Genomic DNA, 22,348 nt, shown 5'->3' on the forward strand with positions numbered 1-22,348 from the left:
ATTTATAGGGGTGGTTAATTTGAAAAAACGCAACAATGAGAAACAGACGATCATTACGTTATTTAAGCAACTTAGTATTCTACTTGCAACAAGAAAAGATTCAGTTGAGATAAGCAGACTTACTTCCGTTTTAGATCAAGGAACTAAAAAAGTTGAATCAGAGCAACAAACACCACAATTGGAGGCTCGGTCCGTTTACATGAATATAATGAGGTATACCTTTGTAGATAAAATAAAGCTATCCAAAGAAGAAACTCAAATTTTAAAGAAAATTGATGATTTTTCGCACTCTAAAGGAATATGGGGTGAGTTTAATATGTTATCTACTTCAAATTTTTGGCCGAGTAATTAATAAAATTCTGATTATAAACTTATTGCGACACATTTCAGATGTAAATAAGTCTACAGTGGTAAAATGTTTATCGCATTTTATTATCATTAGAGAACAACATTACCTATGAAAAGTATGACAATAATAATTTAAAAAGTTTGGGGGCTTTTTTTGTTTTGGAAATCTTTAATTGCTATTTAACTGAGCAAAAAAATATAATTTTACTTTTCTTAATTAAGCGGTTTTTGGCTAAATTATAAATAAAAATTTTGATGCGAGTATGGTGCAAAACTACTTATGGTATTAGTAATTATGTTCTTTCACAAAACAGAAAAATTACTTTTAGTTGCTTTATACATGATTTTATATAAAGATAAGTACAGAAATGGAGTGATTGAAAAATGTTATTTTCATACTTAGTATTAGGATACGGAGGGTTAACACACATTCCGTTTCCGCGAACCACAGCCAAAATTTTAGCCCTCATCATTATTGTGGTGGGCGGTTATATTTATAATTGGTGGCGTAATCGGCGATGAAAACAACAGTAATTACTTTAAATGATTTATACAATATTATGGAAACGCATATGGGACATCAAACTTGGCTACAGGATGGAACAGACTGGGCCGAGTCACCCTGGGAGGTCATCTATGGGGCAATTTTGGTGCAAAATACAAATTGGCAAAATGTGGCACCAAGCTTATTAAAGTTAAAATCCCGAACAAATTTTGATCCCCAACAAGTTGCACAATTAAATCTGAAAGAACTTACAGATTTAATTCGAACAAGCGGATTCTATACTAGAAAAACACAGACTATTTACAATGTGTGTCACTGGCTTGAAAAGTATCACTTTGATTTAGCAAAAATAAAGACCTATTCGCGGCCTAAATTGCGTCACGAATTGATTAATTTGAAAGGAATCGGTAACGAAACGGCTGATTATATTTTAATGTATGTTCTGGATAAACCTAACTTTATGGTGGATGCTTATTCACGACGACTATTTGGCTGGCTGGGCTGCCAGTTACCGAGTAAGTATACCCAGGCACAGGATTTAATTGAATCTCAAGTCACATTTAATCTTGAAAAATGGCAGAACTTTCACGCCTTAATTGTAAATTATGGCAAAATTGTTAAGAATAAAACAGCCTTTGAAAAAAGTTTTCTTCATAGTTATCAAGACTGTTTAAAATTGAATAAATAGCTGCATAAATTCGTGAATAATGATTAAATATCGTTATTTGCGGATTTTTTTGTATAAATAATTAAAAATGCATTGACTTTTTCTGAGAACATGTTAATATACATTTATTGAATATTTATTCTAAAAAATAAACATAAACTGAATATAAATACGAACGAGGAGTAAAAATATGAAAAAACAAATTTTTGCATTAGGAGCAATTTTATTTTCCGGCATCTTATTCGCGGGCTGCTCATCAAGTAAAGCCGATAGTGATACAGAAACAATTAACGTCACTTTAGCCGGAAATCCAGCAACAGCCGATCCCAACAAGGGCGGCGATACCAACAGTGGTAGTCTTTTTACCCAGACTGATGAAGGGCTGTATAAACTTAATAAGAACCAAAAGGTGGTAGCTGGTGTTGCGACTAAGGTAGTTAAACCAACTAATGGCGGTAAAACCTATACATTCACGATTAAAAAGAATGCGAAATGGTCGAACGGTAAAGCCATTACTGCTCAAGATTTTGCAACATCCTTTCAACGTCAGGTTGATCCTAATACCAAGTCACAGGTGGCCAATTTATTAACCTACGTGAAGAACTACCAGGCGGTTCAGGATGGTAAAGTTAAACCTTCAGCATTAGGGGTTAAGGCTTTGAATAAACATACGCTTCAAATTCAGCTTTCCAAACCAGAACCTTATTTAAAAACTGTTTTAGCTACTTCACTTTTTCCAGTTTATAGTCCTTATGTTGAAAAATATGGTTCTAGTTATGGTTCATCATCAACGAAGGTTGTTTCTAGCGGTGCCTATAAATTAGTTGGGTGGAATGCCACCAAAGATGCATGGACATATGTGAAAAATCCTTATTATTGGAACGCTAAACAAGTTAAATTAAGTAAAGTGAATGTCCAAGTAGTTAAGGATGACACAACGGCGGTTAACTTGTTTAAAGGCAACAAGGTTCAAGAAACGGCAATTTCAGGTCAAACAGTTAGTCAATTTGCGAATACCAAAAATCTGAGTACACAAATGATTTCACGAATGGCTTTTCTCGAATTTAATTACAAGCATACGGCTACCAGTAATGAAAACTTATCAAAAGCAATTAGTTTAATTTTGAATCGAAAAACGATGACTTCTAAAGTTTTATCGGATGGTTCAATTCCGGCACTTAACATGGTCCCTAAGGGTGATTCAACGGATGAAAAGAATGGTAAAGACTTTGCGGGTGAAGTTGGTAACTTGCTTTCTTACAATGTGACTGAAGCACAAAAAGATTGGAAACTAGCGCAAACGCAACTAGGTAAAAAGAAGTTGACCTTAACCATGTTGGTTGATAATACTTCAACAGATAAGCAAGTTGGTCAATATATTCAAGGTCAGGCGGAAAAATACTTGAAGGGGCTCACGATTGAAATTAAACCAATGCCTCATGCTCAACACATTGGTGTGGCATCCAACGGTAATTATGATATTAACTTAGATGGTTGGACGGGTGATAATCAAGATCCAGAAGAGTTCTTACAACTTGGTAATGGTCAAGATCCAGTTAACTTTACTAAGTGGGCTGACAAACACTATACCAAGTTAATGAATGAAATTGATGATACTAATAATCATTCAACTAGTGAACGGTGGGCACTGATGCAAGAGGCCGACAAATATTTGATGGCTAAACAAGGAATTGTGCCCCTTTATCAATCAACGGCAACGCATTTAGTTAGCAAGGATGTCACAGGACTTACCTATTCAAATCAGAGCGGGGATGCACTTTACCAATATGCATCTGTTAAATAAAAGGAGCGCATGTTTATGACAAATGATGAAAAAATTAACATTTTACAAAATTTAATTCAAATTGAATCTGTGAACGGCCATGAAGAACAGGTGGCAGATTATATTAGTTCATTATTTGAGCCTTATGCAGATAAAGTTCAAATTAAAAAAGTACCTTTTGCAACAGGTCGAACGAATCTGGTTGTTACAATGGGAAACGCGAATGGTAAGCATCTTGGGTTCAGTGGTCATATGGATGTTGTGGATCCTGGAAATGTGGATGAGTGGAAACACGGTCCTTTTTCTGGAGATGTTGATTTAGACCAAAACAAGTTATTTGGTCGTGGTGCTTCTGATATGAAGAGTGGTCTAGCGGCTGCTGTGATTATCATGTTGGAGTTATTAGAAAGTGGAACTGCAATTGAAGGTCAAATTAAGTTACTAGCGACAGTTGGTGAAGAAACTGGTGAGTATGGCGCTCACGTTTTAACTCAGGCAGGATGTGCAGATGACTTAGACGGATTAATCATCACAGAACCGCACATGGACGGCATTATTACCAGTTGCAAAGGCGTTATTGATTACCAAGTAACTTCTATTGGAGCACCAGCACACAGTTCACGCCCTGATATGGGGATTAATGCGATTGACAATCTAGTTCAATTTTACTTAGCGGCTAAGCAATTGATGGATGGCCACAATGAAGTTAACCCCAAATTGGGAAAAATGACACATAGCATTGATATTATTAATGGTGGCAAACAGGTTAATAGTGTCCCTGATTACGCAATGTTGAAAGGCAATATTCGCTCTATTCCTGAGTATTCAAATGATCAGATTTTTAAAGATCTTCAAAAAATTGTGGATGACTTGAACGCTAGTGATTCAAAAATGAACTTAAAAATTGAGTTTATCTATCCTGAAGTTCCCATTATCAATGGGGAGAACCTCTTAACTAAATTAGCACAAGAGGTCAGCGATAATTACTTTGATCAGATTTTACCGATCGAAAGTTCTTCAGGGGCTAACGATGGTTCAGAATTTGTTCAAGCCAAGAAACAATTTCCAATTATTTTGGTGGGACCGGGTAATAATTCGTCGCATGGCTATGATGAATACGTGGATATTCCACAATATTTGAACAGCATTGACTACTTGAAAGAAGTTGCTGAACAGTTTGTGGGCGTTAGTGAATTAACCAAGGTTTCATTTTAGTTAAGATCAACGCTTTTCTCTGTAAGTAGACCTTTTAGAATTAACTTCAAGCCAGCTTCAAATTGTTGCTTAGCTGATTGAGAACTTCGATTATTAACAGAGTTTTGCATATGTACCAGATGTTCATCATGGGTAATTTGATGAATTTGAGTAACCTGATCATGCAAGTAGGCAGCCTGTTTATTGTTAATTGCAGTTCGAAATTGACGTTCTTTTGAAAGATCCATGACTAATCCAGTGAGAAAAAAGTCAATTGTGGAAAGGGCTAAACTACCCTGTTCCTCACTAAAACCAGCACTCACCAAGATACCAATAATGTGATTCATCAATGTTAAGCGAACTTCAGAAGATGGAATTGTCGCAATCATTAGTTCGGCCGCATGTGGGTGGGCGGTATAGACATCAAAAATAGTGCTAAACAGTTGAGTGAGTTGCGTTTGCCAAGCTAAACTAGCATCAGGAAACGAAATTTGAGCGGCTATTTCATCAGCCATCGCTTGTAAAATAGCTTGTTTACTTTCAAAATACCAATAGATTGTGGATGCATCTATATGAAGTGCAGTAGCAACTTTGCGCATGGAGAATTGGTCCAGTGATTGACAACTAGCCAAAGTTTGTAACGAAGCTTGAATAATTTGCGGGCGTGAAATTTTTGCTTTTGGCATGAACGTGTCTTCCTTTAAGTCTTGTTTTTAAAACTATTTAAACACTAATTCGGAATAAAATCTTGTTTTTTGGCAAACAAAAAATAATGTTTTTTTCGAAATTAGTGTTTTTTTAGTTGACTTATCCAACAGTGTTGGATAAATTAGTATAGTTATCATAATAACATGGATGTAAGAACGGAGGAAAGTATTTGAAAATTTTAAAGAATCATGCCCGTAAGTATTGGGGAGATATTTTGTTGGCAATGCTGACCGTCATTGTGATGGCTGGTTCAACACTGTGGCAACCTAAATTACTTCAAAATGTGATTAATGCCATTTTGAAGAATCAGAATCATAAAATTGTGACCTTAGGCATTTATTTAATTGTGATTGCCGTGATTGGTTTACTTGCCGGAGTTTTCAATACGATTCTGTCGGCCAAAGTGGCTCAATCGATGAGTGCGGATATTCGGGAAACAGTATTTCGTAAGATCGAAACCTTCTCATTTGGCAATATTGAAAAGTTTCAAGCAGGTAATTTAGTGGTTCGTCTCACGAATGATGTGACCCAGATTCAAAATCTAATCATGACGACATTACAATCGCTTTTGCGTGTGCCAATTTTATTTATTGGGGCATTTATTCTGGCCATCAATACGATTCATCAATTATGGTGGATCATTTTAGTTCTGGTTATTTTAGTTTTTGTAATTTCTGCGGCAACTTTTGGTCAAATGGGCCGTCATTTTGGATTAATGCAAGGCTTAATTGATCGGGTAAACGAACTCGCAAAAGAAAACCTGATTGGTGTACGTGTTGTGAAGTCGTTTAACCAAGAACAAAATGAGAAAAATCGTTTTAATGAAGTTTCAGATAAGTTAAATGAACAAAATATTTTTGTGGGAACTTTATTTTCTGTCTTAATTCCTGCCTTTACATTGGTTGGTAATTTGGCAGTCGTAGCCGCGATCTATTTTGTCGGCGATTTAGCTAAAAGTGATCCCGGGAGTGTGGCCGCAATTGCTTCATTTATTAATTATTTGATGCAAGTTATGTTTGCGATCATTATTGGTGGGATGATGATGACTTTTAGTGCACGGGCAATGGTGTCATTACAACGAATTCGAGAAGTTATGGATACCGATCCTGAAATTGTTTATGCAGATGTACCAGAACAGGAACTGGCAGGTTCGGTTTCGTTTGAAAATGTGTCTTTTGCCTATAATGGGGATGAAACACCAACGCTAAAGGATATTAGTTTTGAAGTAAAGCCAGGCGAAATGATTGGAATTGTGGGGGCAACGGGATCTGGAAAATCGACGTTGGCACAGATGATTCCCCGCTTGTTTGATCCGCAAACGGGCGTAGTCAAAGTTGGTGGAGTTGATTTAAAACAGGTTAATGAACGTTCGCTACGAAAATCAGTGGCATTTGTGTTACAGCGTGCCATTCTATTTTCAGGAACAGTTGGTGATAATTTAAAGCAGGGTAAAAGTGATGCATCTGAGCATGATATGGATCGTGCAAGTCGCATTGCACAAGCTGCTGAATTTATTGATCGACTACCGGAACGTTATGACGCACCAGTTGAAGAACGTTCGGCTAACTTCTCAGGTGGTCAAAAACAACGGTTATCCATTACGCGTGGTGTGATTGGGCAACCTAAAGTATTGATTATGGATGATTCAACTTCGGCATTAGATGCGCAGTCTGAAAAACTCGTGCAAGAAGCCTTGGATCACGAATTAAAGGGCACAACCACGTTTATCATTGCAGAGAAGATTGCATCAGTCCTTCACGCAGATCGAATTTTTGTTATGGATGATGGTAAATTAGTTGGTGAGGGCACGCATGCGCAACTAGTTAAAAATAATCGTATTTATCAAGAGATTTATGCTACACAAAAGGGAAAGGAGGCTATCTAAATGGGTGAAATGGGAAAAGCAATTAAGTTCTTTTATCACTATATGAAACGCTATAAAATTGGGTTTACAGTAACCATTTTAGCAATTATTGCATCTACTTACTTTCAGGTTAAAGCGCCAGTTTATATGGGTAAGGCAATTACTGAGCTTGCTAATTATGTGATTGGTTTGACTCGGGGAGTGAGCGATAAGGGTTCCTTTATGAGCGCTATTTGGATGCTCCTTCTTTTCTACGTATTGACAGTTGTTGGCATGTTTATTTCAAGTATTGTTGTCACTTATATTTCTGGAAATTCCACTAATCGAATGCGCCGAGGATTATTTGGCAAACTACAACGAATGACAATTAAGTTTTTTGATTCGCATCAAGATGGAGATATTCTGAGTCGTTTTACCAGTGATTTAGATAATATTTCCAATGCGTTGAATCAAGCACTGGGTGAAATTTTGATGAATATTGCCATGATGATCGGAATCATTATTATGATGTTTCATGAAAATGTTTCGTTGGCCTGGGTAACAATTGCGTCAACACCAGTTGCTATTATTCTTGCAGTTATCTTAATTTCTAAGACGCGTAAATACGTAGATATTCAACAAGATGAAGTTGGAAAATTAAATGGTTATATCAATGAACAAATTAGTGGTCAAAAAATTGTGATCACCAATGGTTTGCAGGACGAAGCAATTAATGGTTTTTTACCACATAATAAAAAGGTTCGAAAAGCGACGTTTAAAGGACAAGTTTATTCAGGAATGCTTTTTCCAGTCATGAATGGTTTGTCTTTGGTTAATACGGCGATTGTGATCTTCTTTGGTGGTTGGTTAGCGTTAAATGGTGATATGGCACGGACGACTGCTTTGGGATTAGTTGTGGTTTTTGTTCAGTACTCGCAACAATTTTACCAACCAATTTCTCAAATTTCATCGCTCTATAGTATGTTTCAGGTGGCAATTACGGGTGCTAAGCGACTTAACGAAACTTTTGAAGAACCTGATGAAATTAATCCAGAGGATGGCAAAAAGCTTTCTGGATTGGAGCATGGTGTTGAATTAAATCATGTTCGCTTTGGATATAATGAAGGTAAAGAAATTCTGCATGATGTTTCAATGAATGTTGAAAAGGGGCATATGGTGGCGTTGGTTGGTCCAACGGGATCAGGTAAGACGACTATTATGAACTTGTTAAACCGTTTCTACGATGTTAATGAGGGTTCGGTGACCTTTGATGGGGTGGATGTTCGTGATATTGATTTGAAGAGTTTGCGTGATCATGTCGGAATTGTGTTGCAGGATAGTGTGATCTTTTCGGGAACGATTCGGGATAATATTAGTTTTGGAAAACCGGATGCAACGGATGAAGAGGTGTATGCGGCCACTAAACAGGCGGATATTCATGATTTTATTATGGGACTTGAAAAGGGTTATGAAACAAAGGTTTCTGATGAAAATTCGGTGTTTTCGACGGGACAAAAACAGTTGATTAGTATTGCGAGGACGATTTTGACGAATCCGACTTTGTTGATTTTGGATGAGGCGACGTCGAATGTGGATACGGTGACGGAAGCGAAGATTCAAAAGGCAATGGATAATGTGATTCAGGGAAGAACGAGTTTTGTGATTGCGCATCGTTTGAAGACTATATTGAATGCGAATAAGATTGTGGTTTTGAAGGATGGCAAGGTGATTGAAGAGGGAAGTCACGAGCAATTGCTGGATGAGAAGGGCTTTTATGCTGAGTTGTATCATAATCAGTTTGTGTTTGATTAAAAAAAGAGTGCCCAAAAGAGCGTTTAACTTCTGAGCATTAGCATAAAGTCCCCAATGATTCGCATTTGGAATCGTTGGGGACTTTGGGCTAACTACTCCACACAAAGGATGATTATTAACAAAAGGCGTTAATAATCTTAAATGTTCCATACGATGTCCATTCTTGTGGCCGCAACCCAGACCGCAAGAACTGGCAGCGGAGGAAGTTGTTCTTTTTGGCACGTTTCAGCAATAAATCATAGAACCAACAGAACTGTAAGTTAGTTTATTTTGAAAACTCAATAATACCAAAGAACAGAGCTGAGAAAAGTAACTTAATTTTCTCAGTTCTATTTTTTTACAAGAAAATAGGTTGCATTTAAGAACATACGTTCGTATAATGAAACTTAAAGAGGTGGTAACAATGAATTACGATCATGAACCTCATGGTGTGTTTTTTATGATTGATAACAAGTCGTTTTATGCGAGTGTTGAATCGGTGACACGTGGCGATGATCCTCTAACATCGGTTATCGTGGTTATGTCGGAGGCTGAGAATACGAACGGTGGCCTTATTTTAGCTGCTTCACCTAAAGCAAAAGAATTGTTTGGTATTTCAAACGTCTCTCGTTGTCGAGATCTACCTGATGATCCACGTTTAAAAGTTGTGCCACCTCGAATGAATCTTTATATAAAGAAAAATTTACAGATTAATGAAATTTTTACTCAGTTTGTAGCTGATGAGGATTGTTATCCTTATTCAATTGACGAATCGATTTTGGATATGACCAAATCTTGGCGTCTTTTTGGAAGAACGCCTTTAGAAGTTGCGCATCGTATGCAGACTACAGTACATGATCAACTAGGATTATGGACGACAGTTGGTATTGGTGAAAATCCGGTGCAAGCAAAATTGGCATTAGATCTATTTGCCAAACGTGATGATGATCGTCTTGGTGAACTAACTTATGCAACGTTTCCACAAAAAATTTGGCCAATTACAGATTTGGTATCAGTTTGGAGTATTGGTCATCGTACTGCAGCCCATTTGAATCGGGTTGGTATCCATAGCATGAATGAATTAGCTCACTCAAATCCTTACGAATTAAAAGCTGAGTTTGGCATTATTGGTACACAGTTGTTAGCACTGGCCTGGGGAATCGATCGTAGTCGTTTATCGAATTTAATCACACCAAATGATAAAAGTTGGGGAAATTCACAGGTATTAGCAAGAGATTACTTGGTACAACAAGAAATAGAAACGGTAATTAAAGAAATTGGAAATCAAGTCACTTCGCGTATGCGTCATCATCAACAACAAGCAGGCTGTGTCAGCTTGATGATTGGTTTTTCTTACGATAGTGCTGAGGGAGACGGTCGAAGCGGATTTGCACACTCAATGCGGATAGATGCGACAGACAGTCCAGACCAAGTTAACCAGTATTTATTGTATTTATTTCGAAAGACCTGGAGTGGAGAAGGCGTTCGTAATATTGCTGTTGGCCTTTCACACCTATCAGCAAATGACGGATTACAACTAAATTTATTTAAGGATCCACATGCTCAAATTAAACAAAATTTGATGATTCGAGTACTAGATAAAATTCATGATCAATTTGGTAATACAGCATTAGTTCCGGCAAGCAGTCTGTTGCATGGAGCCACAATGTTGGAACGGGCATCCTTAGTTGGTGGTCATAATGGAGGGAATAGTTTTGATTGAGACAAGCGAACAAGCAGCAAAATTAATTTTAGAACGATTGGAAAAGGATTTTTCACGACATTCACGAACCATTTATCAAATGTTAATTGTGCGAGATCGTTTCGATGGCGTCTATAATTTTTTCTTAGAAATCAAACCTAAGGATCGACGTGAAAAGTCAATTCCACTGCATACCCTAGATAATTATGAGTTAACTTATTTAGAAGCGGTTATTGACGCTTTGCAACAACAAACACAAATTACAATGCAATTTAAAGGATTTGAAGGACTTATTTGGCCACAAGCACAAACTAGAATTGCAAAGGGATGAGTTTATGATTATTAAACGTGTTGATGAGTCGGTTATCGAACAGTTTTTTAAGAATGATTATCATGATCGAGGGATGCTAAAATGGGGTGGCTTTTTTCTATCCGATCATACGAGTGCGATTAAAAAAATGAAACATGATAAGATTCCAGAAAAGTGGCTTCCAGAACAAACACTCGAAAAAAATAGCCAAACCTTAAAACAGGCTTGGCTACATAAACAAGTTGTTCATGTTCAATTAAAGTTATTACATGATGGTGAAACATTGAGCTCACTGACAGGTCAAGTGGCTGGTTTTCACGATCAAAAGATTATTTTTTCCAATGTTGAAGGTCAATTAACAGCAGTATCACTTGAAGAAATTCGCAATGTGCATAGACCAGAAGTATCAGTCGACTGGCGAAATTTCAATTAATGACGGCGGGTAAACTTCACAACGGCTTCACAACGAGCAGTTTGAGGAAACATATCGATTGATTGAATGTAATCGACAATATAAGTCTTAGTTAACTGAGCTAAATCACGAGCTAGTGTTGATGGATTACATGAAATATAAACAAAGCGTTCAGGTTTACTAGTTAAAATTGTTTGAATTAAAACATCATCTAAGCCAGTTCGCGGTGGATCCACTACAAGAGCATCAGGACGAAAGCCCTCTACCATCCATTGTGGTAAAACTTCTTCTGCACGACCAACTTGGTACTTAGCATTGGTGATTCCGTTTAATTTAGCATTCTCATTAGCATCTTCAATGGATTCGGGAATGATATCCATTCCCCGGACTTCCTTTGCTTGAGCGGCCAAAGAAAGACCAATCGTACCTACGCCAGAATAGGCATCAACTAAATTATCATTTGGAGAAAGCGCCAATGCTTTACGAGCTTCATCATATAGTTTAGCAGTTTGGTATGGATTTAATTGGTAAAAAGCGCGTGCAGATAAATTGAAGGTCAAGTCTTCTAGTTTATCTTGAATAAAGGTTTTTCCGGCCAATAAAGTTGTGTCATCACCCCAAACAAGCGAAGTCTTTCCTTTATTAACATTTTGCATGTAGGAAACAATTTCTGGAAATTGTTTTTGAAGTTCAGCAATTAACTCTCGTTTATGTGGCAATTTAGTGGAGTTAGTAATAAAAACTAATTGAACTTCATTTGTTGCAACAGCAACACGCACAACAATAGTTTTAACAATTCCAGAGCCCTGTTCCTCATCGTAAATTGGAACTTGATAAGTTTCTAGCAATTCAACAACACGACGCATAACTTTCATAGTTAGTGGATGTTGAACGCTGCAAGTAGGCAGATCAACTAGGTCATGACTGTTCTCTTTATACAGACCAGCAGCAACTTTGCCATTTAAAACACGAATTTGAAATTGAGCTTTGTTTCGATATTCATACGGATTATCCATGCCAATTGTAGGTAAAAGCTTGTAATATTTATAACCAGATGGACGATATTTTTCTAAAGCCTGACGAACAATATCTTGTTTAAACTCTAATTGTGCTGGGTAAGATAAGTGTTCCAATTCAAACCCACCAACTTCATCCGCAAATGGGTCGCGAGGTTCAACTCGATTAGGACTCTTTTTCCGAATAATATGAAGCTTAGCGATCATGTAACGAGGATGAATTTCAGTAACCGTTGCTGTAACTACTTCATCAGGAAGTGCACCCTTTACAAAACAAATAGTATGTTTAAAGTAACCGATACCCTCGCCATTAATTCCTAAACGTTTGATGGTTAATGGAATTCGCTGACCAATCGGAATAGTTGATTGAACAGTTTCATGTTGTGGTCTAGATTGATGAGAATTCTTTTGATAATGCGAATTATGATTTTGTTTGTTGTACATGGTGTTTCCTTTCTATTTTTGAGAAACGTTTAACTATATTGATTTGACATTCTTCTAAAACCTTTACCATTCACCTAAAATATTAGGGATGGATCTTAACTATATTGATTCAGCACTCTTCTAAAATGGCTAAGTTTAACTAACTTGATTATTCAACACGTTTAATGGATTGACCTTCATAATCTTGGTAATAGAGTTCTGAAACGTCATAACTTTTAAAAATCTGAAGAAGATCAAAAAAATCGTCAACTGCTTGTGATTGCTTTACTTGGTAAGGATTCTCCCAAAACACATCGCCCTCACGTGAACTTTGTAGTGTGCCTTTAAACTGATTGGTTCGGAATAAGAAAACAATGTAACGCACGTGTTCTTGATACATAAATTGTTTGACACCAATTAATTGAGGATTTTCAATTTGGAGATGACTCTCTTCATAAACTTCGCGAATTGCGGATTCAACGAAAGATTCACCAGAATTCACATGGCCACCTGGGAAAGTAATCCCAGCCCAATTTTTATTGCGTCTATTTTCCAGTAAAACTTCTTTAGTATCTGAATTTTCTACCATGACTAGGTTAGTTAAAATGGTTTTTTCTGGTAAATGTTGTGACATGGCTTGTATTCCTCCAAGTAAAGATCTTATGGTCTATCATACCAGAAATAATGCTTAAGAATTTATTTTAGCAGATCTAAATTGTGTAATTTCTGCAAAAGAATGGGTATGATGTGTGTGTGAAAGTTAGGAGATGGCAAATTTGAAGAAAATTGGTTTTATTGGCACAGGTGTTATGGGTACTGGAATCATTAAAAATATGTTGAAAGCCGGCTATGGTGTGACGGTGTTTAATCGAACTAAAGCGCATGCTGATTCAGTAGTAAAAGCCGGTGCAACTTGGGCAGAGTCACCTAAACAAGTCACTCAAGCCAGTGATATTGTCTTTACAATGGTTGGATTCCCTCAGGATGTAGAGGAAGTTTACTTTGGTGATAATGGTATTTTTGCCGGTACTAAAGCAGGTCAAACGGTTGTTGATATGACAACTAGCACGCCTACGCTTGCTAAAAAAATAGGTGATTATGGTCAAGCACATGAAATTGAAGTTCTAGATGCACCAGTTTCTGGTGGTGATATTGGTGCTGAAAAGGGAACACTTACAATCATGGTGGGTGGCAATGAAACAGCCTATAAGGAATTGCAACCAATCTTTGATGTCATTGGTCAACAGGTTAATTACTTTGGAACAGCCGGTTCTGGACAGCACGCCAAGATGGCTAATCAAATCATGATTGCTGGAACAATGACAGGAATGAGTGAAATGTTAGTTTATGCGCAAGCAGCTGGGCTTGATTTACCAAAGGTTCTTCAAACGTTGGAGAGTGGCGGTGCCGATAATTGGAGTATGGAGAATTATGCTCCACGAATCTTAAAAGATGACTATACTCCCGGTTTCTTCGCTAAACACTTTTTGAAAGATTTACGTATTGCATTAAACGAAGCCGACAAAATGCACTTGAATTTGCCAGCGACGGATGCAGCTCGCAATTTATATGCACGGCTAGTTGATGAAAAGAAATTAGGCAACGATGGCACACAAGCATTAGTTAAACTTTGGTGGAAAGATGGTAAGTTACCAAACTAAGTTGGTTTTTGTGTTGTAATTCGGTACACTATGTTTTGAAGCTATTTTAGAGCAGAGGGTGTATCCGTGAAAAATAAACAAATTTCTAAGGATCGGAAACTCTGGTTAACCTTTTTTCTTGGCTTGATCAGTGCCACCGGTCCTTTATCTTTAGATATGTATTTACCTGCATTGCCAACAATGCAAACTACTTTTCATACACAAACTTCAGTGATTCAGATGAGTATTACTTTCTGTTTGATCGGACTTGCGGTTGGTCAATTAATTGTAGGACCATTGAGTGATCATTTTGGGCGAAGAATGCCATTATCAATTGGCTTTGCCATCTTTGCTTTAACTTCAGTTTTAATTATGATCGTTCATTCTATCGTACTTTTCTTAATTCTTCGTTTCATTCAAGGATTAGCAGGGTCGGCCGGACAGGTACTTTCCAGAGCTGTGGCCCGTGACTTATTCTCAGGGAAAGAACTAACTAAGTTTTTTGCTCTTTTAATGGGTGTAAACGGTGTGTTTCCAATAATTTCACCGATTATTGGTGGATTTCTACTGAACTTCATGACGTGGCGTGGAATTTTTGGTTTATTAGCAGTAATCGGTATTTTGGTTGTAATTGGTATTCAGCTTACATTGAAGGAAAGTTTACCACCAAAATTAAGAAGTACCGAGAGTATCTTTCAAGGTTTCGTTTCAATGGGAACCATGTTTACTAAGCGTGACTTTATGTTGATTGCCTTAATTCAGGGACTAGTATTCGGAGCCTTGTTTAGTTATATTGCGGCATCATCTTTTGTTTTTCAAAACTTCTTCCATTTGTCAGCACAACAATTTAGTTTACTCTATGCGTTGAATGGGTTAGGCATTATCATTGGGAATAATATTCCGGCCTATTTAACAGCTAAATTAACTAACTTTCAGGTGCTTGGAGGTGCTCTGGTTTTGGGAGCCTTATCAGCTGTTGTTATGTTGGGCAGTACATTGACAACGCCAAATATGATGTTAGTTGCCGTGCCCCTTTTCTTAATTGTCATTTGTATTGGTGTAGTTAATACAATTGCAACTTCAATTGCAATGAACAGCCAAGACAAAAATGCCGGCAGTGCTTCTGCTGTTCTAGGTTTACTAATGAACATTGTTGGCGGTATTTTTTCACCTCTTGCAGGTGCTTTGGGTGCTAAAAGTTATACGCCAATGGCGATTTTGATTTTTGTGAGTGAACTAGGCGGATTAGGTTTGTTCTTAGTTTTACTAAAAGCTCAAAAACTAGACAAAAGTCTTTAAAAATAAGGATTTATTAACTTAATTTTAACTTCAAATTTAGAAGCGATTGTAGTACAATTAAGTTAAAAGCGAGGTGGAAAATATGGCAAAAGATATTAAAGCAGATGAATACATAACTGGGTCAGAAGTTGTTAATAAAATTGAACGAATTGGTAGTTTAGCTACGTTGGGTAACTGGGCTAAAGAAATGGAACGAATGGGTCATAAATTCCAGCATGATGGTCGAGGTCGTCGAATTTATGCAGATGCTGATATGAAGCTTTTGCAACAGATGAATGATTTACTTGGAGATCGCCACACCTTGAAACAAGCTGTGGATGTTACTTTGGGAATCACAGATAAAGAAGCTGCTGATAAAGCTAAAGAAGCTAAAAACGAAAAGACACCGGCAGTTATTGATACTAAAATGCTGCAGGCACAAAATAAAGATTTATCTGAAATTAAAGAAATGTTGGCACAGTTAGTTAAACAGAACCAACAATATCATGAAGAAAATGTGCAGTTACAAGCCCAAGTAACTGAATTAACTGAAATGACTAAAAAGAATGAACAACTATTACAAGAACCACCTAAGAAAAAATCATGGTGGCAACGACATTTTGGATCAGATGAAGACTAAGCAGCATATAAAAATAAGGTTTAAAGGAAATAAATCCTTTAACCTTATTTTTTTGTGCTTATTTTTTTTCATTAATGACATAAATTGGACGGTGCTTGCTTTCTGAGTAAATACGCCCGATATAGTTACCAAGGATACCTAAACAGAAGAGCTGAATGCCACCAATAAAGAGGATCATGGCTGCCAAAGATGGCCAACCTGTAGTTGGATCGCCAAAAAAGATGGTTCTAAAAATGATGAAAATGATTGCCAACACTGAGATAACGCAGGCAAATATTCCCACAAAACTGGCAATCGCTAAGGGAGCTGCTGAGAAATCAATAATAGCTTCTAAAGAGTATTCAAACAGTTGCCATAATGACCAGGATGTCTTACCGGCAACCCGTTCGCGATTCTCGAAGTCTAGGTACTTTGTTTTAAATCCTACCCAACTAAAAATACCCTTAGAAAAGCGATTAACCTCTGGCATGCTAAGAACAGTGTTAACCACTTTTCGGGTCATAACGCGGTAGTCTCGTGCATTGGGAATAATTTCAACTTTAGAAATTTTGTTGATGAATTTATAAAACATGTTGGATAGCCATGACCGGAAGACAGGTTCACCTTCACGACCAGCACGCCGTGTACCAATAGTTTCATATTCGCCGGTGCTAAGCTCTTTTAACATTTGAGGCAATAATTCCGGTGGATCCTGAAGGTCAACATCCATCAAGCCAACAATTTCACCAGTGGCGGCCTGTAAACCGGCATAGATGGCAGATTCTTTACCAAAATTACGTGAAAATGAAACGTAATGGGCAACATCTGGATACTGTTTGTTTAGTTGTTTTAGTTCATTTAAGGTTGCATCTGAAGAGCCATCATCAATAAACCATAATTCTAAAGCGTAGTTTTGCATTTCTGGTTTTTGAAAAATTTTGGTCATGGCTTTGAAGTAAATTGGTACGGACTCTTGTTCATTAAAACATGGTACAATCATTGATACGGTTTTCATTGATTAAGCTCTCCTCCCAGTACTGTCTATCAAATTATAACATTTAGTAGGAGAAGTAAGTACAATGCTTTCTAATTTAAAACGATTACAAGGTATAATGCGGGTAAGAGAATTTTTAATTCAGTCTAAATCATCTTGTTTGATGAAATAAGAATAGTGGAGATGGTATTATGAAAGCAATTTTAGAACTTCATGATATTGGCTATCAGGTAGCGCAAAATCAAATTTTACAAAATATTTCTTTATCTGTGGCTGCCCAAGACTACATTACAATTACGGGACCATCAGGAAGTGGTAAAAGTACGTTATTGCGGATAATTGCCTCATTGTTAACGGCGACTAAAGGTGAAATTTTGTTCAAGGGACAAAACGTTATGGAAATTGATCCTATTCAGTATCGGCGCAAAGTTTCTTACTGTTTTCAACAACCGACTTTATTTGGGAGAACGGTGGCCGACAATTTAGATTTTCCTTTTCAAATTCGTCAGGCTATACCAGATGTTGACAAACAAAAAGCAGCACTAAAGGTGGTTGGCTTACCGGAGGCCTATCTAAATAAACGAATTACTGAGCTTTCGGGTGGCGAAAAACAGCGAGTGGCCATGATCCGCAACATCATGTATGTTCCGGATGTTTTACTGTTAGACGAAGTCACTGTAGGATTGGATGAAGAAAATAAACGCATTGTGAATAATTTGATTGAACATTTTCACACGGATCATCAGGTTACCATTTTGTCCATTACACACGATGAATCCGAAATAAAACAGGCTAGTCGGTTGTTAACAATTACTAAGGGTAGATTGGAGGAGTCAAAATGAATCTAGATGTGAATAATTGGTCACTAACTCTAGCGTTGCTGCTGGTCATGATTGCTTTATGGATCGGATATCGTGAAAAACTAGGCATTGATCGTGAAATTATTATCGGCGTGATTCGAGCCGTCATTCAGCTATTTGTTGTGGGCTATTTATTGAAGTATATCTTCAAGGTTAACAATGTTTTCTTAACGTTTGCGATGTTACTTATCATTATTTTTAATGCTTCTTGGAATGCGCAAAAACGCAGTAATGGGATGACCAATGCACTAGTTATCTCGTTTGTGGCAATTTTGGTCAGTACGGGTGTAACGCTGGGTGTTTTGATTCTATCCGGAGCAATTAAACTGATTCCTTCGCAAGTAATTCCCATTTCTGGGATGATTGCCAGCAACTCTATGGTAGCGATCGGGCTCAGCTACCGCAGTATGAATACACAATTTCGTGATCAGCGTCAAAGCGTGTTGGAACGATTGGCCCTGGGTGGTTCTCTCCGTGACGCATCGATTGGTATTTTGCGTGAAAGTATCAAAACGGGGATGGCACCGACAATTGATTCCGCCAAAACGGTGGGCATTGTGAGTTTACCAGGCATGATGTCTGGTTTAATTTTTGCGGGTGTCGATCCGGTTCATGCCATTAAATACCAAATTATGGTAACTTTTATGCTGTTGTCAGCGACCAGTTTAGGATCCGTAATTGCATGTTACATGGCTTATCGTAATTTCTATAATACACGCAAACAACTTAAGGAATCGGCATCTGAAGATTAATAATAAAATGATGAGAACAAAATTAGCACCTTGTGAAAACACTCACTAGCTTCACATGAACCGCTTACAATTCTCGATTATAATTAAGTAAATCTAATTATAATGGGGAGTTGGTTAAATTGGGAGACACGAATGTAAGTACGAAGCAATTTCGTTGGTTCACGATTGCATTAATCGCGTTTAACACTGTTTGGGGATTTAACAACGTCGTAAATAATTACGCACAGCAGGGTGCATCCGTGATTACATCATAGATTATTATTCTGATCATTTACTTTATCCCCTATACCTTGATGGTTGGACAGTTGGGGTCTACCTTCAAGAAAAGCGGTGGTGGTGTAAGTTCTTGGATTGATGAAACGTCAACCCGAGGTTTGGCTTACTTTGCTGCTTGGACGTATTGGGTGGTTCACGTGCCTTACTTGGCACAAAAACCACAAAATGTTTTGATTGCCATTAGTTGGGCGTTTACTGGAGCTGGAACCTACTTTAGTCATTTTTCGACAGCTATTTTTTCAATTTTATGTTTAATTGTATTTCTATTTTTCATGTGGGTAGCTTCTAAAGGAATTACCACATTAGGTGTCATTGCAACTTTGGCTGGGTTAGCGACCTTTGTGATGTCAATTCTGTTTATTTTCTTGGCAATTGCAGCACCACATCTACCAAATGTTACGGCAGCCACACCTAATTTAACAAGTGTGAAAACTTACGTGCCTAACTTTAACTTTGGGTACTTTACCACGCTATCAATGTTAGTGTTAGCCGTTGGTGGATCAGAAAAAATTGCGCCTTATGTTAATAAAACACGCAATGCTTCCCGTGAATTTCCACTGGGAATGATTGTCTTGGCCGTGTTAGTTGGAATTTGTGCCATTGTGGGTTCAATCGGAATGGCGATTATTTTCAACAGTAATGCGATTCCAAAGGATTTAATGATGAACGGAGCTTACAGTGCCTTTCAGCGTTTGGGACAGTATTACCATATTGGGAATACTTTGATGATTACTTATGGACTGACTAACTCGATTGGTCAGATTGCGGCTTTGATTGTTTCTATTGATGCGCCGTTACGAATTTTACTTTCCGGTCACAATGATCAGTATGTACCGAAATCATTGATGAAGCTTAATAAACACGGCGTTTTCATCAATGGTTATAAGATGACTGGTGTTTTGGTTGGTATCTTAATTATGGTGCCAGCATTGGGAATTAAGAATATTCAAGAACTGTATAATTGGTTGTTGAACTTAAATTCGATTGTGATGCCATTGCGTTATTTATGGGTATTTGTGGCGTTTATGTTATTAAGTAAGCATATGACGAAGTTTCATTCGGATTATCGTTTTGTGAAGAATAAGACGATTGGATGGTTGCTTGGTTTCTGGTGCTTTATATTTACGGCGTTTGTTTGTGTGTTGGGAATGGTTCCAAAGATTAGTTTCTTGGCAGACCCGCATAGTTGGTTTTTGCAATTAGGAATGAATATTGTGACGCCAATCGTGTTGATCGCGCTCGGTTTGATTATGCCGATGATTGCGCGAAGAGACAAGAGTGTTAAAAAGGGCGATTAGCTTCTGAGTATAGCCTAAGAATCCCAATGATTCGTTCTTTGAATCGTTGGGATTCTGTAGCTAAACGGAAGAAGCTGCCCTTTTTAACACGTTTCGGCTATAAGGCAGTAAAGCTACGAATTCTTAATCGATGTTTTTCATCAAAAAAGCAATTCAAACACAAGACGGGGCGCGGCTCCTTGTCAAGTAGACAGTCAAATAATTAAAATCTTATGCATTTTTTTGAACGGCATGATTCCGGTATTCTTCCGGAGTCATGCCGTTTAGTGTTAGTTGGCGTCGTTCCGTATTATGCCATGCAATGTACGTCTTGATGATGCCGACAAGTTCGATTTCTGAAAGAGGTGCTTTGAAAGCCAATTCTTCTGTTTTCAACTGGCTCCAAAAACACTCCATTGCACTGTTATCACCTGGTGTTCCTGGGCGAGACATGCTGTGCACGATGCCTTCTCCGGATAACAGGGTGTTATAACTACCAGAAGTGTAAGCCGAGCCTTGATCGGAATGAAGAAATTGAGGCTTCACACCGTGGTTTGCTTTCAAGGCTTGCGTGATCGTTTCTGATACTAACTGCGTTGTCTCTGTGCTCGCTACACACCAGGCAATAATGCTGTGATCATAAAGATCTTTGATAGCGCTCAAACGTAATCGTTGTTTTTTACCTGGTCCGAATCTTAGCTCGCTACAATCAGTTACCCAAGTCATGTTTGGTTGCTCAGGAGCGAAATCGTGGCTGCCGTCTTCATGAAGTAATTTATTGGCGAGAATATACTCCTTCTTTTCTGCTTTACGATCGCGTTTGGCCACACGAATCGATGATTGAATACCGTTACGACGCATAATGCGCCGCACACGTCCTTGACTGATATGATAAGGTGTTTCTTTATTAAGATACATAGTCATCGTACGAACACCATAAATATAATTTTTTGACTCTTCACGTGCGATGATATAGGCCAAAATTGCTTTATTTTCGAGTTCTTGCGCTGTAACCTTGCGGTGAGTCCACTTGTAGTATGCAGCACGAGATACACCAACATATTGGCACATGAAACTAACCCCATACACTTGATTTGTGTCTGGGTTTATTTTTTTGGTAAGTGCTTGAACCGTGAGGTACTTTTCTTCTGTAGGGCATCCATCCTTTCGAACTCTTGGAGTTTTTTTAGCACAGCGACCTCTGTGGAGATATTGGCTAACCGTGCCTTGAGACGCTTGATCTCTAAATCTTTTAGTTCCAGTTCAGTCAACTGACCAGTATCTTCCTTGGCCTTACCGCGGCGGTCTGCGAGTGCGTCGGGACCACCTTGCTTGAACTTTTTGACCCAAGCATACGCTTGGCCATAGGACACGTTAAAATGAGTAGTTGCGGCAACATAGTTCATCTCGTTGGCAATGATCCATTGTGCGATCTCGATACGTTCGACCTGTTCTGTCTTTCTGCCATCTTTCATTGGGATAGTCCTCCTAGTGGTTGTGAGTACTTTACCACTAGTATACCGTTTGACCCACTGGTAGATGACAGAACTATTGGGAATATGGTATTGTCGCGCAAGTTGAGGATATGATGTTCCACCCGCTAGATAGGCCTGAATCACCTCCATCATGAACCCCTTTGAATACGTTTGTTGTTGGTGTCGACTTTGTAACGCCGCTACGCCACCTGCATCATAGCGTTCCACCCACTGAGCTATTTGCGAGGAGTGGACATCGTACTTCTTTCCAATGGCCCTGGCTGCCATTCCCTCCTTTATTAAATTAATATAGAAGAGTTTCTCTTCCACACTATATCTTGAACCCTTTCGACCCATAAAAAATACTCCTTCCTCAGCAGACAAGTTTTAATTATTTGCTTGTCTACCTTGGTAGGAGTATATCCCGGAGAGGATTCCCCGCCTTTTTTGAATCAATTAATTTTAAAAACCGATT

General features: G+C 38.0%; 21 protein-coding genes and 1 pseudogene. 16 read left to right on the top strand and 6 right to left on the bottom strand.

All coding sequences use genetic code 11. The features are described from left to right. The first annotated feature begins 19 nt into the window (after nt 1-19). The 5 genes from AB3219_RS04035 to AB3219_RS04055 all read left to right on the top strand — a co-directional run bounded on the left by AB3219_RS04035 (nt 20) and on the right by AB3219_RS04055 (nt 4,518). Complete coding sequence (locus tag AB3219_RS04035) at nt 20-352, top strand: bacteriocin immunity protein (RefSeq protein ID WP_216753903.1); 333 nt, start codon at nt 20-22, stop codon at nt 350-352. Between the two features lie 380 nt (nt 353-732). Continuing rightward, nucleotides 733-870 (top strand): hypothetical protein, encoded by a 138-nt coding sequence (locus AB3219_RS04040; RefSeq protein WP_156407364.1) that lies wholly within the window; start codon nt 733-735, stop codon nt 868-870. Next, entirely contained in the window at nt 867-1,541 is a 675-nt protein-coding gene (locus AB3219_RS04045; RefSeq protein ID WP_253953548.1) for an endonuclease III domain-containing protein, read from the top strand. The genes AB3219_RS04040 and AB3219_RS04045 overlap by 4 nt, the downstream gene beginning before the upstream one ends. Nucleotides 1,542-1,710: 169 nt before the next feature. Beyond that, a complete protein-coding gene (locus AB3219_RS04050; RefSeq protein ID WP_216753904.1) occupies nt 1,711-3,324 on the top strand; it encodes a peptide ABC transporter substrate-binding protein in 1,614 nt (537 codons plus the stop codon). A 15-nt stretch (nt 3,325-3,339) separates the two neighbouring features. After that, nucleotides 3,340-4,518, top strand: a complete 1,179-nt coding sequence (locus AB3219_RS04055) for an ArgE/DapE family deacylase (RefSeq protein WP_216753905.1) — start codon at nt 3,340-3,342, stop codon at nt 4,516-4,518. Here the strand turns inward: AB3219_RS04055 and AB3219_RS04060 are convergent. Further along, a complete protein-coding gene (locus tag AB3219_RS04060; RefSeq protein WP_216753906.1) occupies nt 4,515-5,183 on the bottom strand; it encodes a TetR/AcrR family transcriptional regulator in 669 nt (222 codons plus the stop codon). The genes AB3219_RS04055 and AB3219_RS04060 overlap by 4 nt on opposite strands. A 191-nt stretch (nt 5,184-5,374) precedes the next feature. Here AB3219_RS04060 and AB3219_RS04065 point away from each other — a divergent pair, with 191 nt between their 5' ends. The 5 genes from AB3219_RS04065 to AB3219_RS04085 all read left to right on the top strand — a co-directional run bounded on the left by AB3219_RS04065 (nt 5,375) and on the right by AB3219_RS04085 (nt 11,284). After that, nucleotides 5,375-7,090, top strand: coding sequence for an ABC transporter ATP-binding protein (locus AB3219_RS04065; RefSeq protein ID WP_216753907.1), 1,716 nt, complete (start codon nt 5,375-5,377; stop codon nt 7,088-7,090). After that, the gene (locus AB3219_RS04070) at nt 7,091-8,860 is read left to right on the top strand and encodes an ABC transporter ATP-binding protein (protein ID WP_216753908.1); all 1,770 of its coding nucleotides are present in this window, start codon (nt 7,091-7,093) and stop codon (nt 8,858-8,860) included. Nucleotides 8,861-9,263: 403 nt separating this feature from the next. Further along, a complete protein-coding gene (locus AB3219_RS04075; RefSeq protein WP_216753909.1) occupies nt 9,264-10,562 on the top strand; it encodes an excinuclease ABC subunit A in 1,299 nt (432 codons plus the stop codon). After that, nucleotides 10,555-10,872: an acetyl-CoA carboxylase gene (locus AB3219_RS04080; RefSeq protein WP_216753910.1), complete on the top strand. Its 318-nt coding sequence runs from the start codon at nt 10,555-10,557 to the stop codon at nt 10,870-10,872. Before AB3219_RS04075 ends, AB3219_RS04080 begins: the two co-directional genes overlap by 8 nt. Nucleotides 10,873-10,876: 4 nt before the next feature. Continuing rightward, a complete protein-coding gene (locus AB3219_RS04085) occupies nt 10,877-11,284 on the top strand; it encodes a hypothetical protein (RefSeq protein WP_057804986.1) in 408 nt (135 codons plus the stop codon). Here AB3219_RS04085 and rlmD read toward each other — a convergent pair. Next, complete coding sequence (rlmD, locus tag AB3219_RS04090; RefSeq protein ID WP_216753911.1) at nt 11,281-12,723, bottom strand: 23S rRNA (uracil(1939)-C(5))-methyltransferase RlmD; 1,443 nt, start codon at nt 12,721-12,723, stop codon at nt 11,281-11,283. The two genes, AB3219_RS04085 and rlmD, sit on opposite strands and share 4 nt — an antisense overlap. 148 nt (nt 12,724-12,871) lie before the next feature. Then, nucleotides 12,872-13,336, bottom strand: coding sequence for an 8-oxo-dGTP diphosphatase (locus AB3219_RS04095; RefSeq protein WP_216753912.1), 465 nt, complete (start codon nt 13,334-13,336; stop codon nt 12,872-12,874). A 142-nt stretch (nt 13,337-13,478) separates the two neighbouring features. Here AB3219_RS04095 and AB3219_RS04100 point away from each other — a divergent pair, with 142 nt between their 5' ends. The 3 genes from AB3219_RS04100 to AB3219_RS04110 all read left to right on the top strand — a co-directional run bounded on the left by AB3219_RS04100 (nt 13,479) and on the right by AB3219_RS04110 (nt 16,260). Next, entirely contained in the window at nt 13,479-14,363 is an 885-nt protein-coding gene (locus AB3219_RS04100; RefSeq protein WP_216753913.1) for an NAD(P)-dependent oxidoreductase, read from the top strand. Between the two features lie 66 nt (nt 14,364-14,429). Beyond that, nucleotides 14,430-15,641: a multidrug effflux MFS transporter gene (locus AB3219_RS04105; RefSeq protein WP_263749533.1), complete on the top strand. Its 1,212-nt coding sequence runs from the start codon at nt 14,430-14,432 to the stop codon at nt 15,639-15,641. Between the two features lie 82 nt (nt 15,642-15,723). Beyond that, complete coding sequence (locus AB3219_RS04110; protein WP_057804982.1) at nt 15,724-16,260, top strand: hypothetical protein; 537 nt, start codon at nt 15,724-15,726, stop codon at nt 16,258-16,260. 58 nt (nt 16,261-16,318) lie between these two features. Here AB3219_RS04110 and AB3219_RS04115 read toward each other — a convergent pair whose 3' ends face one another. Next, entirely contained in the window at nt 16,319-17,254 is a 936-nt protein-coding gene (locus AB3219_RS04115; RefSeq protein WP_216753914.1) for a glycosyltransferase family 2 protein, read from the bottom strand. 170 nt (nt 17,255-17,424) lie between these two features. On the opposite strand from AB3219_RS04115, the gene AB3219_RS04120 reads away from it, so the two are divergent. The 3 genes and pseudogenes from AB3219_RS04120 to AB3219_RS04130 all read left to right on the top strand — a co-directional run bounded on the left by AB3219_RS04120 (nt 17,425) and on the right by AB3219_RS04130 (nt 20,419). After that, nucleotides 17,425-18,075: an ATP-binding cassette domain-containing protein gene (locus tag AB3219_RS04120; RefSeq protein ID WP_216753915.1), complete on the top strand. Its 651-nt coding sequence runs from the start codon at nt 17,425-17,427 to the stop codon at nt 18,073-18,075. After that, a complete protein-coding gene (gene fetB / locus AB3219_RS04125) occupies nt 18,072-18,845 on the top strand; it encodes an ABC transporter permease (protein ID WP_216753916.1) in 774 nt (257 codons plus the stop codon). Before AB3219_RS04120 ends, fetB begins: the two co-directional genes overlap by 4 nt. A gap of 119 nt (nt 18,846-18,964) precedes the next feature. Beyond that, a pseudogene (locus AB3219_RS04130) lies at nt 18,965-20,419 on the top strand (APC family permease). Nucleotides 20,420-20,629: 210 nt separating this feature from the next. On the opposite strand, the gene AB3219_RS04135 reads toward AB3219_RS04130, so the two are convergent. Then, nucleotides 20,630-21,508: an IS3 family transposase gene (locus AB3219_RS04135; protein WP_216763231.1), complete on the bottom strand. Its 879-nt coding sequence runs from the start codon at nt 21,506-21,508 to the stop codon at nt 20,630-20,632. Beyond that, nucleotides 21,505-22,230 (bottom strand): helix-turn-helix domain-containing protein, encoded by a 726-nt coding sequence (locus tag AB3219_RS04140; RefSeq protein WP_216754746.1) that lies wholly within the window; start codon nt 22,228-22,230, stop codon nt 21,505-21,507. The genes AB3219_RS04135 and AB3219_RS04140 overlap by 4 nt, the downstream gene beginning before the upstream one ends. Between the last annotated feature and the right edge of the window lie 118 nt (nt 22,231-22,348).

It is taken from the genome of Pediococcus ethanolidurans, from assembly GCF_964062635.1.
GTDB classification, from domain to species: domain Bacteria; phylum Bacillota; class Bacilli; order Lactobacillales; family Lactobacillaceae; genus Pediococcus; species Pediococcus ethanolidurans.

Coding starts and splice junctions, on each gene's coding strand:
- AB3219_RS04040 (WP_156407364.1), top strand. CDS start 733: ATGTTATTTTCATACTTAGTATTAGGATACGGAGGGTTAACACACATT.
- AB3219_RS04045 (WP_253953548.1), top strand. CDS start 867: ATGAAAACAACAGTAATTACTTTAAATGATTTATACAATATTATGGAA.
- AB3219_RS04050 (WP_216753904.1), top strand. CDS start 1,711: ATGAAAAAACAAATTTTTGCATTAGGAGCAATTTTATTTTCCGGCATC.
- AB3219_RS04055 (WP_216753905.1), top strand. CDS start 3,340: ATGACAAATGATGAAAAAATTAACATTTTACAAAATTTAATTCAAATT.
- AB3219_RS04060 (WP_216753906.1), bottom strand. CDS start 5,183: ATGCCAAAAGCAAAAATTTCACGCCCGCAAATTATTCAAGCTTCGTTA.
- AB3219_RS04070 (WP_216753908.1), top strand. CDS start 7,091: ATGGGTGAAATGGGAAAAGCAATTAAGTTCTTTTATCACTATATGAAA.
- AB3219_RS04075 (WP_216753909.1), top strand. CDS start 9,264: ATGAATTACGATCATGAACCTCATGGTGTGTTTTTTATGATTGATAAC.
- AB3219_RS04085 (WP_057804986.1), top strand. CDS start 10,877: ATGATTATTAAACGTGTTGATGAGTCGGTTATCGAACAGTTTTTTAAG.
- rlmD (WP_216753911.1), bottom strand. CDS start 12,723: ATGTACAACAAACAAAATCATAATTCGCATTATCAAAAGAATTCTCAT.
- AB3219_RS04095 (WP_216753912.1), bottom strand. CDS start 13,336: ATGTCACAACATTTACCAGAAAAAACCATTTTAACTAACCTAGTCATG.
- AB3219_RS04110 (WP_057804982.1), top strand. CDS start 15,724: ATGGCAAAAGATATTAAAGCAGATGAATACATAACTGGGTCAGAAGTT.
- AB3219_RS04115 (WP_216753914.1), bottom strand. CDS start 17,254: ATGAAAACCGTATCAATGATTGTACCATGTTTTAATGAACAAGAGTCC.
- AB3219_RS04120 (WP_216753915.1), top strand. CDS start 17,425: ATGAAAGCAATTTTAGAACTTCATGATATTGGCTATCAGGTAGCGCAA.
- fetB (WP_216753916.1), top strand. CDS start 18,072: ATGAATCTAGATGTGAATAATTGGTCACTAACTCTAGCGTTGCTGCTG.
- AB3219_RS04140 (WP_216754746.1), bottom strand. CDS start 22,230: ATGGGTCGAAAGGGTTCAAGATATAGTGTGGAAGAGAAACTCTTCTAT.